Below are 12,490 nucleotides of genomic sequence, written 5' to 3'. Positions count from 1 at the left end.
CGCGGCTCGCCTGAGCCGCATGGCCTGAAAACGGATTTACTTGCTGAGAGCCGCCTTAACCTGCGCGGAGACCGCCGTCATGTCGGCACGGCCGGCCAGCTTCGGCTTTAACACACCCATTACCTTGCCCATGTCCTGCGGGCCGGCGGCACCGGTCTGCGCGACGGCGGCCTGGATTTCGGCAGCGACTTCGTCGGCGGACAGTTGCGCGGGCATATACGCCGACAGCACGACCAGTTCGGCGTTTTCCTTGGCGACGAGATCGTCGCGGCCGGCCGCTTCGAACTGGCTAATCGAATCTTTCCGCTGCTTGATCATCTTGTCGATCACAGCGGTCACGGCTGCGTCGTCGAGCGTGATGCGCTCGTCGACTTCGCGCTGCTTGATCGCGGCCAGCAGCAGGCGGATCGTGCCGAGACGCTCGGTCTCGCGCGCCCGCATGGCCGCTTTCATGTCCTCAGTGATCTGTTCCTTGAGACTCATTGCTCACCTGATGCGTTGGAAGTTGCAAAAAACACGGAAAAGCACCGACAGACACGGAAAGCTTCATGCATCAACACAAAAACCCGCTTGGGAGTGTCCTCAAGCGGGTCGGCGCAATTGCGCGTAGTGGATGCGGCCTTACCATGACGGCCTCGCAGGCCTAGCTGTTCCGCTTGCGGCGCCGTGGGGTGCCGCCGGTTGCCGGTTGGTGGATCCGCCGCCGGAAGCCCGTGGGCTGCGGCAACGCCAGAATCAGTAAAACTTCTTTGGCAGCATCTGGCTGCGCAACCGCTTGAAATGACGCTTCACCGCTGCCGCCTTCTTGCGCTTACGTTCCGCCGTTGGCTTCTCGTAAAACTCGCGCGCCCGAAGTTCGGTCAACAAACCGTTCTTCTCGATCGTGCGCTTGAAACGGCGCATCGCGACTTCGAAGGGTTCGTTCTCTTTTAAGCGGACAGTCGTCATTTTTCAATAACGGAGCTTGGCAAAGATTGACGATTATAGCAGACGTTCTGCACAAAGACACGGTCTCGTCAAGCCCCGCGAACGTGCTCCGCGGCAGCCTGGCCCGCTGCTACGCCGGAAGCCCACGCCCACTGGAAGTTGTAGCCGCCGAGCCAGCCCGTAACGTCGACGGCCTCGCCAATAAAGTACAGCCCGGGCACCCGGGCGCTCATCATCGTCGATGACGACAGCTCCCGCGTATCGACGCCGCCTCGTGTGACTTCGGCCTTGCGGTAGCCTTCGGTGCCGTTCGGCGTGAGCGTCCAGCGCGACAGCGCCTCACCGATACCGCGCAAGGTGCGATCCGGTAGATCGGCCACTCGGGCGTCGGCGGCAACACGGTGGGTCTCCAGCCAGACATGGGCAAGCCGCGCCGGCACCCAGTCGGCCAGCAGGTTGGCGATCTGGCGCTTCGAGCCGGCCTTCGCCTCCAGCAAAGCAGTCTCGGCGTCATGCTCGGGCAGCAAATCCACGTGGATCGGCTCGCCCGGTTGCCAGAAGCTCGAAATCTGCAGCACGCCGGGGCCCGATAGCCCGCGGTGGGTGAGCAGCAGGTCCTCGACGAACTCACCGCCCGTCTTCTTCCCGCCGGTGCTGACCCGGACCTCAAGCGACACGCCCGACAACGCCGCAAACGGCGCCCAGTCGGCTGCGGCGAAAGTCAGCGGGACGAGCGCCGGGCGCGTATCGATCAGCTTGTGGCCAAACTGTTTTGCCAGACGATAGGCAAAGTCGGTGGCGCCGATCTTTGGGATCGAGAGACCACCGGTGGCGATCACCAGTGCGCGGGCGCCAATCTGGCCTGCACCAGTATCGAGCGTGAAGCTGTTGTCCGCGTTGCGCGTGACCTGTTCGACCGCGAGCGGCCGGCGCCATGCGATCCCGCCCGCGTCGCACTCGTTTTTCAGCACATCGATGACGGCATCGCTCGACTGGTCGCAGAACAACTGCCCCTTGTGCTTTTCATGCCATGTGACGTGATGGCGCTTGAGCAGCGCCATGAAATCGCGAGGCGTATAGCGGGCCAGCGCCGAACGGCAAAAATGCGGGTTCGCCGACAGATAATTGGCCGGCCCCGCGTGCAGATTCGTGAAGTTGCAGCGACCGCCGCCCGAAATGCGGATTTTCTCTGCCAGGCGAGGCGCATGGTCGATCAACACGACGCGCTGTCCGAGCTGGCCGGCAACCGCCGCACACATCATGCCCGCCGCGCCTGCGCCGATGACCGCGATATCGAAAGATTCCATGGCGCGCATTGTACCTGCGGCCCTTTTCCCCCACTGCTATACTTTCAGGCTTCTTTCTGACCTTGTAGACGCCCGCTCCGGCGCCCTGCTCCACCCACCGACCATGCTCGTTCTTGGCATCGAAAGCTCCTGCGACGAAACCGGCCTTGCGCTCTACGACACCGAGCGCGGTCTGCTTGCGCACGCGTTGCATTCGCAGATCGCCATGCATCGGGAGTACGGCGGTGTGGTGCCGGAGCTTGCGTCGCGCGATCACATTCGGCGCGCGCTGCCGCTGCTTGAAGAAGTGCTCGCGCAATCGGGTCGGGCGCGCGGCGACATCGATGCAATTGCGTATACGCAAGGACCGGGTCTTGCAGGCGCGCTGCTAGTAGGCGCCAGTATCGCCAACGCGCTCGCGATGGCATGGGACAAGCCGACCGTCGGCATTCATCATCTCGAAGGGCATCTGCTGTCGCCGCTGCTCGTGGACGAACCGCCGCCGTTTCCGTTCGTGGCGCTGCTGGTGTCCGGCGGACACACGCAGTTGATGCGCGTCACCGACGTCGGTGTTTACGAAACGCTCGGCGAAACCCTCGACGACGCCGCCGGCGAAGCCTTCGACAAAACCGCCAAGCTACTCGGCCTCGGCTACCCAGGTGGCCCGGAAGTCTCGCGAATGGCGGAATTCGGCACGCCAGGCGCCGTCGCGCTGCCGCGACCGATGCTGCATTCCGGCGATCTCGACTTCAGCTTCAGCGGCCTCAAGACCGCGGTACTCACTCACGTGAAGAAGCTCGGTACCAACGTCTGCGAACAGGACAAGGCCGATCTCGCGCGCGGTTTCGTCGACGCGACCGTCGATGTCCTCGTAGCGAAGTCGCTTGCAGCGCTCAAGCGCACGCAGCTCAAGCGGCTCGTCGTGGCAGGCGGTGTGGGTGCGAACCGGCAACTGCGCGATGCGTTGTCGGCGGCGGCGAAAAAGCGCGGCTTCGATGTCCACTACCCGGACCTGTCGCTGTGCACCGACAACGGCGCGATGATCGCGCTGGCAGGCGCGCTGCGGTTGCAGCGCTGGCCATCGCAAGCGGGCAAGGACTATGCGTTCACCGTGAAGCCGCGTTGGGATCTGGCGTCGCTCGCACGATAAACACCGCGCAGTAAACAAAAAAGCGGCCGCTATAGCGGCCGCTCTTCCACTAAAACGAACGCTACGACTAGCGCACGCGCTTGTCGTGTTCGATCAGTGCATACGCGCTGTGATTGTGGATCGACTCGAAGTTCTCGGCTTCAAGCACGTACGCGACAATGCGCGCATCCGCGTTCAACCGTTGTGCAACGTCACGCACCAGGTCTTCAACGAACTTCGGATTCTCATAAGCACGCTCGGTCACGAACTTCTCGTCCGGCCGCTTGAGCAGGCCCCACAGTTCGCACGACGCTTCCTCTTCGGCGATACGGATCAGTTCTTCCACTGCTACGTCGCCGGCAAGTTCCGCATCGATCGTCACGTGCGAGCGCTGGTTGTGCGCACCGTACTGCGAGATCTTCTTCGAGCACGGGCACAGGCTCGTCACCGGCACGAGCACCTTGAGAAACACGCGAGTCACGCCATGGCGCGTTTCACCGGTCAGCGTCACTTCGTAATCGAGCAGACTCTGCACACCCGACACGGGCGCCACCTTGCTGACGAAATACGGAAACGACACTTCAATACGCCCTGCTTCGGCCTCGAGCTTTTCGAGCATCGAGGCGAGCATCGTACGAAACGCTGTTGTATCGAGCGGCACGCGATTCTCTTCGAGCAGCGCAACGAAGCGCGACATGTGCGTGCCCTTCTGGTCGGCGGGCAGATGGACGTCGAGGTTCCATGTACCGACAGTAGGCTGCGCTTCGCCCGTTTGCGTGCGGACGGTGACCGGATGTCGCACCGCCTTCACACCGACCCGTTGAATCGGAATCTGGCGCGTATCGAGCGTGCTCTGCACGTCGGGCATCACAAAGGCGGGATTCATCTGGTTCATCTTCATGTCCTCACGAGTCGCGCGGCTATGAACATATAACGGCGCGAACGCCGCTCTATTCCATTGCTCATGCAACGGCAAACGCCGGCACATGCCGGCGCTGCATGATGGGCTGCGCAGCCCATCGATTCAAGTTGGAGTTTGCTATGACCGGGATAGCGAGCGCGTCACGCGACGCGTTTCACCGACTGGCCTGCAACGGCCCCGGCCGCATGATCCTGAAAACGTTCACGGATCGATTTCGCGATGCCTGCGCCGTCGAGGCCGCATTCGGCGAGCAGCTTCGCAGGATCACCGTGATCGATGAAGCGATCGGGGAGGCCCAATTGTAGTACGGGGCGGATAACCCCACTCGTCAGCAGGGCTTCCACGCAGGCCGAACCGGCGCCGCCCATCACGCAGCCTTCTTCGACGGTGACGATCGCATCGTGCGTTTCGGCCAGACGACGAACCAGATCGGCATCGAGCGGCTTCACGAAGCGCATGTTCGCCACCGTCGCATCGAGCTGCTCCGCTGCTGCGAGCGCCGGTGCCACCATCGTGCCGAACGCGAGGATCGCGATGCGCTTGCCGGCCGCCTGCGAGCTCTCGCGACGCACTTCACCCTTGCCGAGCGGAATCGCCGCCATCTGCTTGACGGTCGCCACTCCCGTACCAGCGCCACGCGGATAACGCACGGCACTCGGGTTCGGTTGCTGCAACGCCGTGTACAGCATCTGCCGGCATTCGTTTTCGTCCGATGCAGCCATCACCGTCATGTTCGGAATGCAGCGCAGGAACGCGAGATCGTACGCACCCGCGTGCGTCGCGCCATCCGCACCGACGAGACCCGCGCGATCGATCGCGAAGACCACCGGCAGGTTCTGCAATGCGACGTCGTGAATCAACTGGTCGTAGGCGCGCTGCAGGAACGTCGAATAGATCGCGACGACAGGCTTCATGCCGTCGGCGGCCAGACCGCCTGCAAACGTCACTGCGTGCTGCTCGGCAATGCCGACGTCGAAATAGCGATCCGGGAAACGCTTTTCGAATTCGACCATGCCCGAGCCTTCGCGCATCGCAGGCGTAATGCCGACTACGCGCGCGTCGAGTTCGGCGGCATCGCACAGCCATTCGCCGAACACAGTTGTATAGGTCTTCTTGCTAGGCGCTGTCGAAGGCTTGATGCCTTCAGCCGGATTGAACTTGCCGGGACCGTGGTACAGCACCGGATCGGCTTCGGCGAGCTTGTAGCCCTGACCTTTCTTCGTCACGACGTGCAGGAACTGCGGACCGCGCAGTTCCTTGATGTTCTGCAACGTCGGGATCAGCGAATCGAGATCGTGGCCATCGATCGGGCCGATGTAGTTGAAGCCGAACTCTTCGAACAACGTAGCCGGCATTACCATGCCCTTCGCGTGTTCTTCGAGTTTGCGCGCGAGGTCGAGCATCGGCGGCGCGACGCGCAGCACGCGTTCGACGCCGGCGCGCGCAGCCGCATAGAAGCGACCGGACATCAGACGCGCGAGATGGCGATTCAATGCGCCGACCGGCGGCGAGATCGACATGTCGTTGTCGTTGAGGATTACGAGCAGCGGTACGTCATCAGCGACACCGGCGTTGTTCATCGCCTCGAAGGCCATGCCCGCGGTCATCGCACCATCGCCGATCACGGCAATCGCGTAGCGCTCGTCGTTTTGCAGCTTCGACGCGATCGCCATACCGAGCGCGGCCGAGATCGACGTGCTCGAATGGGCCGTGCCGAACGTGTCGTATTCCGACTCGGTACGACGCGGAAAGCCCGAAATGCCGCCTTGCTGGCGCAGCGAATGCATCTGCTCGCGACGGCCCGTCAGGATCTTGTGCGGATAGGTTTGATGGCCGACGTCCCAGACGATCCGGTCGCGCGGCGTGTCGAACACGTAGTGCAACGCGATCGTCAGCTCGACCGTGCCGAGGTTGGACGACAGATGGCCGCCCGTCTGCGATACGCTGTCGAGCACGAAGGCGCGCAACTCGTCTGCAAGCGGTTGCAACTGGCGGCGATCGAGGCGGCGCAAGGCTGCCGGGTCGTCTATGGTTTTCAGCAAGTCGTACATCGTCGTTCCATTGTAGGAAAACTTGCGTGCCCGCACTTCATTCACGCACACCGTAGCGTGATGTGCGCGGCGGCGAGCTTTCGCGTTGATACTGCTTCAGCTCACCCGGTTTACAACCAGATCGGCAAGCTCGGCCAGACGCTGTGCGCGGGCGCCGAACGGCGCGAGCGCTGCATGTGCATCCGCGCGCAACTGCGCGGCCAGCGCACGCGACGCGTCGAGCCCAATGATCGATACGTAGGTCGGCTTGCCGTCCTTCGCATCCTTTCCTGCGGTCTTGCCGAGCGTCGCGGAATCGGTCGTGACATCGAGGATGTCGTCGACCACCTGAAACGCGAGGCCGACTGCGGCCGAGTATGCATCGAGGGCGCTCATTGCCGCGGCGTCGGGCGCCGTGCCCGCGAGAGCGCCCATGCGGACTGCCGCGCGCAGCAGCGCGCCGGTTTTCTTGCGGTGCATCGTTTCCAGTTGCGGCCGCGTCAGCGTATGGCCGACGCTCGCCAGATCGATGGCCTGACCGCCCGCCATGCCGACCGAGCCGCTCGCGAGCGCCAGTTCGCGCACGAGCGCCGCCTGCTGCGCGGGCGCCAGGACATCAGCCGTCAGCGCAACGAATGCCTGCGACTGCAGCGCATCGCCAACCAGCAGTGCCGTCGCTTCGTCATATTTGACGTGTACCGTGGGCTTGCCGCGGCGCAGTGCGTCGTCGTCCATGCATGGCATGTCATCGTGCACGAGCGAATACACATGGATCATTTCCAGTGCCGCCGATGCCGCTTCGACAGAGGCCGCCTGGGCACCGGTCAACTCGCCCGCTGCGTGACACAGCAACGGACGCACGCGCTTGCCGCCGCCCATCACGGCGTAGCGCATCGCTTCGTGCAGTTGCGCCGGCTCGATGCTCTGTGCCGGCAAATAGTGATCGAGCGCCGTCTCGACACGGTCGAGTACGGCACGCATCCATTCTTCAAAGGTCATAAATCGTCTCCGCTCTCGGCGGCGGTTGTTCCTGCGGGGTTCGTGGACAGCGGCTTCAGCGTCTCGCCATCGAGTACGCGCACTTGCTGTTCCACCTTCTCCAGTTGTTGCTGGCAAAACGCGACAAGCGTCGCGCCGCGCCGGTACGCGCTCAGCGACTCTTCGAGGCTCAGACTGCCGCCTTCCATACGCGCGACCAGTCCTTCCAGTTCCGCGAGCGCTGCCTCGTAATGCTCGGGCAGCGGTGTGCCGTCGACGCCCTGGACAGGCGGAGCAGCGGGGTCTTTCGTTGCGGTCTTCGCCATGAATCGTCGCAAATTTAAAACAAGTCGGACATTCTACGGCAAAAGCGACAATTCCGAGCCGCTCGGGGGCTCACGCCCATTCCACGGGGCTTGCAGAGCGGCGACGTAACATCGGAAGAAAATTCTCCATAAGGGCCGGAAGACCGCGAACTTCCTCGATAATTTTGACCCAAATCAGGGACTTAAGTATCCCCAGGAGGGGGAAACAGGTATAATCGCGGGCTCCCTAAATCAATCGAATCTTCGATGGTTGGGTTGTTCACTGCTTTCACGTCTTCACGGGAGTGGGAATGTCCAATCTGAGCAATGCATTGCAGCTGAGATCTGTTCATAGTCAGTTGCCAGTCACGGCTTACTTTGACGAAGCGCTTCTCAAGCGCGAAATCGACACCCTTTTCAAAAAAGGTCCTCGCTACGTCGGGCACGAACTCATGGTGCCGGACGCGGGGAATTATTTTGCCTTGCCCAGCGAGAAAGAGGGCCGGGTGCTCGTACGCAACCAGCAGTCGCAGGTCGAACTGCTGTCGAACGTGTGCCGCCATCGCCAGGCCATCATGCTCAACGGCCGCGGCCAGACGGAGAATATCGTCTGTCCCCTGCATCGCTGGACGTACGATCTGAACGGCCAGCTCCTCGGCGCACCGCATTTCGCGGACAACCCTTGCCTGAATCTCGGCGCCACGCCGCTGCAGAACTGGCAGGGCTTGCTATTCGAGGCGCAGGGCCGCGATGTCGCCAAAGATCTGTCGCGTCTCGGCACGAAGCAGCATTTCGACTTCTCGAGCTTCATGTTCGATCACGTCGAAGTCCACGAATGCAACTACAACTGGAAGACCTTCATCGAGGTCTATCTGGAGGATTACCACGTCGTTCCGTTCCATCCGGGTCTCGGCAGCTTTGTGTCGTGTGACGACCTGACCTGGGAATTCGGCGACTGGTATAGCGTGCAGACCGTCGGCGTGCATAACGAGCTCGCGCGTCCGGGTAGTCCGACGTACCGCAAGTGGCACGACGAAGTGCTGCGTTTCCGCGGTGGCGAGCCGCCCGAGTTCGGCGCGATCTGGATGGTGTACTACCCGGGCATCATGATCGAGTGGTATCCGCATGTGCTGGTCGTATCGTGGCTGATTCCGCGCGGGCCGCAACACACCACCAACGTGGTCGAGTTCTATTACCCCGAGGAAATCGCGCTGTTCGAACGCGAATTCGTCGAAGCCGAGCGCGCCGCCTATATGGAAACGGCCCGTGAAGACGACGAGATCGCCGAGCGGATGGACGCCGGCCGACGGGCGTTGATGGAGCGTGGCGAATCGCAGGTTGGTCCGTATCAGAGCCCGATGGAAGACGGTATGCAGCACTTCCACGAGTTTTTGCGGCGCGAACTCGGTGCGATCGCCTGAACCACGCGGCACGCAGACTGCATAGAACGACGGAAAGACGGGCTTCGGCCCGTCTTTTTTGTTTAGACTTGGAACAGGGTTCGGCTACGACCGAAACCGCCGTCTCCAGGAGCCGTCATGCCGCACACCCACTACACCACCCTGATCTCCGCAACGAATCTCGCCGAGCGGCTCGCCGCCGCGCCCGGCAGCGTCTTCGTTGCCGATTGCCGCTTCGATCTCGCCGCGCCGGATGCGGGCGAAGCCGCCTACGCCGCCGGTCATCTGCCCGGCGCGCATTATCTGCATCTCGATCGCGATCTTTCCGGGTCGAAAACCGGCGCGAACGGGCGCCATCCTTTGCCCGAGCGCGCGAAGCTCGTCGAAACGCTGGTTGCACAGGGACTGAAGCAGGGCCAGCAGGTTGTCGCTTACGACGCGCAAGGCGGGATGTACGCGGCGCGCCTGTGGTGGTTGCTGCGCTGGCTCGGACATGACGCGGTCGCGCTGCTCGACGGCGGACTGCAAGCCTGGCAGGCCTCCAGCGAGCCGCTGATGCAGGACGCGCCGACTCTGGTCCGCGGCGACTTCAAGGCCGGCGCGCCGCTGGCGGTGACGATCGATGCGCAGGCGGTCGAGCGCAATCTCGGCACACGCGAGCGCATCCTTGTCGACGCGCGAGCTGCCGATCGTTACCGCGGAGAAAACGAAACAATCGATCCAGTGGGCGGTCATATTCCTGGCGCGCTGAACCGCTTCTTCAAGGACAACCTCACCGCGGACGGTCGCTTCAAGTCCGCACACACGCTACGCGAAGAATTCGGCGCGCTGCTGCCCGGCACCGCACCGGAGAAGGTCGTTCTGCAATGCGGCTCGGGCGTCACCGCCTGTCATAACGCGCTCGCCATGGAGATTGCCGGGCTGCACGGGGCCGCGCTTTATTCTGGATCGTGGAGCGAATGGGTCGCCGATACATCGCGGCCAGTTGCGACGGGCGCGGCGCCCTGAGACTACGAGGCCCGCAGATAGCCTTCGAGCTAGCCGAGCAAGCAATAGCGGCAGACGCGACCATCGCGTCATGCCGCTGCACTCAACTCACAGCGCGCGTGCTCGCTCAAGCCACACCGTGCTGTTTAAACCACGCTAGCGCGCGCCGCCAACCGTCTTCGGCATCCGCCTTCTTGTAGCTCGGCCGATAGTCAGCGAAAAACGCGTGGCCCGCGTCGTCATACACGACAAACTGCGAGCCGCGTCCTTCACGCGGACCCTCGGCGATCGCCTGCTTCATCTGCTCGAGTGTGTCCTGCGGAATGCTCGTATCCTGCCGGCCGTAAAGGCCCAGCACCGGTGCGTGCAGATCGGCGACACGATCGATCGGATTGGCCGGCGTCATCGCAGTGTGATCGCCGGCCACGCGCCCGTACCATGCGACACCCGCGCGCACGTTCGGATTGTGTTCCGCATACAGCCATGTGATCCGTCCGCCCCAGCAGAAACCGTTGACACCCACACGCCGCAGATCGCCGCCATGCTCGCCGGCCCATGCTACGGTGGCGTCGAGATCGGCCAGCACCTGCGCATCAGGTACCTTGCTGACGAGCTGCTCGTTGAGCTGCTGAATGGTTGGATAGATCGACGCATCGCCTTCCCGCGTATACAGGTTCGGTGCAATCGCCAGATAACCCGCTTTCGCGAAACGGCGGCAGACGTCGGCGATGTGCTCATGCACGCCGAAAATCTCGTGGACCACGATGATCACGGGCAGATGCGTCTTGCCCTTCGGCTGCGCGCGATAGGCCGGCACGATGATGCCGCCCGAGGTCACGGCGACCTCGCCGGCTTCGAGTCCGTCGCTATCGGTGTGAATGGTCTGTGCCGACACCGGCAGCACGGCGGCGGCAAAACCGCTGCCGAGTGCGGCCTTGATGAAGGTACGGCGATCGAAGGGAACGTGTGGAACGAGGCTATCGACTTCGGGTTTCAGCATGTAGCGCTCCTTGGGTGGAAGGCAACGACGCAACAGCATACCCCCGGCGGCAAACGCGCGCCGTACAGACCGCAGGCAGCGGGCAGCAGCGGTTCTAAAGCCGCCACACGCCACGCTCAGTGCAGTTTGACCCGCGGCAACGTCGTGCGCCGCAGCCAGTGCGCGACCGTATCGAGCACCATCCGCGCGTAACCATGCAGAGCGGCAATATGCAGCCGGTACAGCGACATGTACATGAAACGCGCGAACAGCCCCTCGATCAGCATGCTGCCGCCGATCACCCCGCCCATCAGATTGCCGACCGCGCTGAAGTGCCCAAGCGATACGAGCGAACCGAAATCGCGGTAAGCAAACTGCGGCAAGGCACCACCGTCGACGCGAGCCGCCAGCGCTTTCAGCAGAAAACTCGCCTGCTGGTGCGCGGCCTGTGCGCGCGGCGGCACGTTGCCGTCGGTACCCGCCCACGCGCACGCGGCGCAATCGCCGAGCGCGAAGATGTTGTCGTCGGTTTCGGTCTGCAGCGTATTGCGCACGATGAGCTGGCCCTGCCGGTTCACGGCCAGGCCGTCGAGCTGGCTTAGCACCGCTGGCGCCTTGATGCCCGCGGCCCAGACCGTCAGGTCGGCGCGCACGGTCTTGCCGCTCGCCGTACGCACGAGGCCCGGCGCGACTTCGGACACGGTCTCGCCGGTCATCAGCTTGACGCCGAGTTTGACGAGCAGTTCCGTCGTGGCAGTCGATACGCGCTCGGGCAGCGCCGGCAAAATCCGCGCGCCGGCTTCGATCAGCACGATGCCGATGTCATGCCGCGGATCGAGTTTATGCAAGCCGTACGCCGACAGCACCTGCGCGGTGTTGCGCAACTCGGCAGACAGTTCGACGCCGGTCGCACCGCCACCGACAATCGCCACCTGAATGCGCGGCTCGCTCGAAGCCGATGCGTCCAGCCCCGACTCGACGGGTTCGTGCGCCTGGTATTCGGCGCGGATGCACGCGGCGATCAGACGTTTGCGAAAGCGCTCAGCCTGGTGGACGGTATCGAGCGCGATCGAATACTCGGACGCACCCTGCACGCCGAAGAAATGCGTCGTGCTGCCGATCGCAATAACGAGCGTGTCGTATTCGAGTTCGCGTTGCGGCAACAATTCCGCGCCGTCTTCATCCGCAACCGACGAGAGCGTGATGCGCCGCGCCGCGCGATCGAGCGCGGTCAGTTCGCCCTGCTGAAACTCGAAGCCATGCCAGCGCGCCTGGGCTGCATATTCGAGTTCCTGCGTGAACGGGTCCATGCTGCCTGCCGCGACCTCATGCAGCAACGGCTTCCAGATATGCGTCGGATAGCGGTCGACCAGCATGACCTGCGCACGTGCGTCGCCCTTGTTCTTCTTTGGAGCGTAGCGGTCGCCTAAACGCGTCGCCAGTTCCAGCCCCCCCGCGCCCCCGCCAACGACGATAAAACGATGCATGCGATTCTCCGTATGTCGATCGGTTGTGGGTCGAGACGGCGTGATGCGTGGCTTATGCCG

The 12,490-nt window shown here is 63.1% G+C and carries 12 protein-coding genes; 3 read left to right on the top strand and 9 right to left on the bottom strand.

The genetic code is table 11. From position 1 onward, the window contains the following. Positions 1–36: 36 nt before the first annotated feature. The 3 genes from FNZ07_RS06515 to FNZ07_RS06505 all read right to left on the bottom strand — a co-directional run bounded on the left by FNZ07_RS06515 (position 37) and on the right by FNZ07_RS06505 (position 2,234). Positions 37–483, bottom strand: a complete 447-nt coding sequence (locus tag FNZ07_RS06515; RefSeq protein WP_091012692.1) for a GatB/YqeY domain-containing protein — start codon at positions 481–483, stop codon at positions 37–39. Positions 484–735: 252 nt separating this feature from the next. Further along, positions 736–948: a 30S ribosomal protein S21 gene (rpsU, locus tag FNZ07_RS06510; RefSeq protein WP_091012690.1), complete on the bottom strand. Its 213-nt coding sequence runs from the start codon at positions 946–948 to the stop codon at positions 736–738. 68 nt (positions 949–1,016) lie between these two features. Then, the gene (locus FNZ07_RS06505) at positions 1,017–2,234 is read right to left on the bottom strand and encodes a BaiN/RdsA family NAD(P)/FAD-dependent oxidoreductase (RefSeq protein WP_091012688.1); all 1,218 of its coding nucleotides are present in this window, start codon (positions 2,232–2,234) and stop codon (positions 1,017–1,019) included. Between the two features lie 103 nt (positions 2,235–2,337). Here FNZ07_RS06505 and tsaD point away from each other — a divergent pair, with 103 nt between their 5' ends. Continuing rightward, positions 2,338–3,363, top strand: a complete 1,026-nt coding sequence (gene tsaD, locus FNZ07_RS06500; protein WP_091012686.1) for a tRNA (adenosine(37)-N6)-threonylcarbamoyltransferase complex transferase subunit TsaD — start codon at positions 2,338–2,340, stop codon at positions 3,361–3,363. A gap of 67 nt (positions 3,364–3,430) precedes the next feature. On the opposite strand, the gene folE2 is transcribed toward tsaD, so the two are convergent. The 4 genes from folE2 to FNZ07_RS06480 form a co-directional block, all read right to left on the bottom strand. Beyond that, positions 3,431–4,237: a GTP cyclohydrolase FolE2 gene (gene folE2 / locus FNZ07_RS06495; RefSeq protein ID WP_091012896.1), complete on the bottom strand. Its 807-nt coding sequence runs from the start codon at positions 4,235–4,237 to the stop codon at positions 3,431–3,433. 167 nt (positions 4,238–4,404) lie between these two features. After that, entirely contained in the window at positions 4,405–6,315 is a 1,911-nt protein-coding gene (gene dxs / locus FNZ07_RS06490) for a 1-deoxy-D-xylulose-5-phosphate synthase (RefSeq protein WP_091012683.1), read from the bottom strand. A gap of 96 nt (positions 6,316–6,411) precedes the next feature. Continuing rightward, positions 6,412–7,293 (bottom strand): polyprenyl synthetase family protein, encoded by an 882-nt coding sequence (locus FNZ07_RS06485; protein ID WP_091012680.1) that lies wholly within the window; start codon positions 7,291–7,293, stop codon positions 6,412–6,414. Next, a complete protein-coding gene (locus FNZ07_RS06480) occupies positions 7,290–7,598 on the bottom strand; it encodes an exodeoxyribonuclease VII small subunit (RefSeq protein ID WP_091012678.1) in 309 nt (102 codons plus the stop codon). Before FNZ07_RS06480 ends, FNZ07_RS06485 begins: the two co-directional genes overlap by 4 nt. A 290-nt stretch (positions 7,599–7,888) precedes the next feature. Here FNZ07_RS06480 and FNZ07_RS06475 point away from each other — a divergent pair, with 290 nt between their 5' ends. Both FNZ07_RS06475 and FNZ07_RS06470 read left to right on the top strand, forming a co-directional pair. Next, positions 7,889–8,998 (top strand): aromatic ring-hydroxylating oxygenase subunit alpha, encoded by a 1,110-nt coding sequence (locus FNZ07_RS06475; protein WP_091012676.1) that lies wholly within the window; start codon positions 7,889–7,891, stop codon positions 8,996–8,998. A 117-nt stretch (positions 8,999–9,115) separates the two neighbouring features. Then, complete coding sequence (locus FNZ07_RS06470) at positions 9,116–9,985, top strand: sulfurtransferase (RefSeq protein ID WP_091012674.1); 870 nt, start codon at positions 9,116–9,118, stop codon at positions 9,983–9,985. 106 nt (positions 9,986–10,091) lie between these two features. On the opposite strand, the gene FNZ07_RS06465 is transcribed toward FNZ07_RS06470, so the two are convergent. Continuing rightward, a complete protein-coding gene (locus tag FNZ07_RS06465) occupies positions 10,092–10,964 on the bottom strand; it encodes a dienelactone hydrolase family protein (protein WP_091012672.1) in 873 nt (290 codons plus the stop codon). Between the two features lie 116 nt (positions 10,965–11,080). Continuing rightward, the gene (locus FNZ07_RS06460; protein ID WP_091012670.1) at positions 11,081–12,430 is read right to left on the bottom strand and encodes an NAD(P)/FAD-dependent oxidoreductase; all 1,350 of its coding nucleotides are present in this window, start codon (positions 12,428–12,430) and stop codon (positions 11,081–11,083) included. Positions 12,431–12,490: the final 60 nt, after the last annotated feature.

It is taken from the genome of Paraburkholderia megapolitana (genome assembly GCF_007556815.1).
Lineage (GTDB): Bacteria > Pseudomonadota > Gammaproteobacteria > Burkholderiales > Burkholderiaceae > Paraburkholderia > Paraburkholderia megapolitana.
Note: the sequence above shows the minus strand (reverse complement) of the source record. Positions and strands in the feature narration are given on the sequence as shown.